Source organism: Chitinimonas sp., assembly GCF_041904975.1.
Taxonomy (GTDB): domain Bacteria; phylum Pseudomonadota; class Gammaproteobacteria; order Burkholderiales; family Chitinimonadaceae; genus Chitinimonas.
In genome coordinates, this window is sequence record NZ_JAYRLZ010000332.1 from 2,939 (window position 1) to 4,257 (window position 1,319).

Sequence of the window (1,319 nt, forward strand, 5' to 3'; positions counted from 1 at the left end):
AACGTTGTATTTCCGGCAGCGAGTAATTGACGACCCGCCTCACGCTTTACTGATCCCGCCGCCAACCCGGGCTGCTGCACAATCCCCGGGCAAAGCTTTCCGATTGTAGCAAACCGGAAACGAAGCACCGTCACCAGCACTACACGCCATACATATAGCGGTCGGTACGGCAGCGCAGCACCGACCACTCCACTGGCTCTGCATTCAAGCCTTCCGCCACCCGCACCACCTCGAGCAGCGGCGAATCCTCTTCGACACCGAGCAAACGGGCCTCCTCGCGATCAGCACTCACCGCCCGAAATCGCGGCGCACCGGACACCACCCGCATGCCGTACTCACGCCACCACACCTTGCGCAGGTTGCATTCAGCCTGGCGTATGCGTCGTGAATCGAGCCCTTCAAAGCGATCTGCCGACACATAGGTTTCGATCAGCGCAAACGGCTCGTCAACCACGCGGACCAAGCGCTTGACCAGCTGCAGGTTCGCACCACGGCGCAAACCCAGGCCCTGCGCCGCCTCCTCGCCCGCATGCGCGCGCGCGCAGGCTAGCAACTCCAGCGACGACCCGAGCACCTGTGCCGTACCCGGCAAACGCGCGCTACCCCAGTCATCGTCAACCACCGCGACAAAGGTACCCAAACCCTGGCGTCGATACAGCACCCCCTCTGCCACCAGCGCATCAAGGCCTTTGCGCACCGTACCCTGACTGACGGCAAAACGCTCAGCGAGATCCAGCTCGCTTGGCAATATCTCGCCAGCGCCCCACTCACCACGCTCGATTGCGTCGACGATGCGCAAGCGCACCTGCGCATACAGCGGCTGCCGGCTGGGTAAATGCTCTACGGATCGGCTGGCTGCCCCGACCATCATAGCCTCGCACTGGGAATCAGACCGCTTTATACCGGGACATCGGCGCCATGTCCACTGCAGTCTTATATAAGACAGCTGACCAATGATGCATTTGTCAGCCTGATTCGAGAAATCCGGGTGATTTCAGCGAGTTGTGATGCTAGACTCGGCCAATTGCTGTGCTGCAGCGAACAGCTGCCGGTCGAACCAGCAGTCAAGCCCATCCCCACCTACCCGACTTCAGGAGTCCAACAATGAAGAAACCCGTTCGCGTTGCCGTTACCGGCGCTGCAGGCCAGATTGGTTACAGCCTGCTGTTCCGTATTGCTTCTGGCGAAATGCTCGGCAAAGATCAACCGGTGATTCTGCAGATGCTGGAATTGCCCATGGAGAAAGCCCAGGCCGCACTCAAAGGCGTGATGATGGAGCTGGAAGACTGCGCTTTCCCGCTGCTGGCCGGCATGATCGG

Annotated in this window: 1 protein-coding gene and 1 pseudogene; one reads left to right on the forward strand and one right to left on the reverse strand. The window is 60.5% G+C overall.

Features of this window, described 5'->3' with window-relative positions:
- Window positions 1–139: 139 nt before the first annotated feature.
- Window positions 140–871 (reverse strand): GntR family transcriptional regulator, encoded by a 732-nt coding sequence (locus ACE3OH_RS20180; RefSeq protein WP_374357372.1) that lies wholly within the window; start codon window positions 869–871, stop codon window positions 140–142.
- A gap of 233 nt (window positions 872–1,104) precedes the next feature.
- Here ACE3OH_RS20180 and ACE3OH_RS20185 point away from each other — a divergent pair.
- Window positions 1,105–1,319 (forward strand): annotated as a pseudogene (locus tag ACE3OH_RS20185) (malate dehydrogenase); the annotation flags it as partial.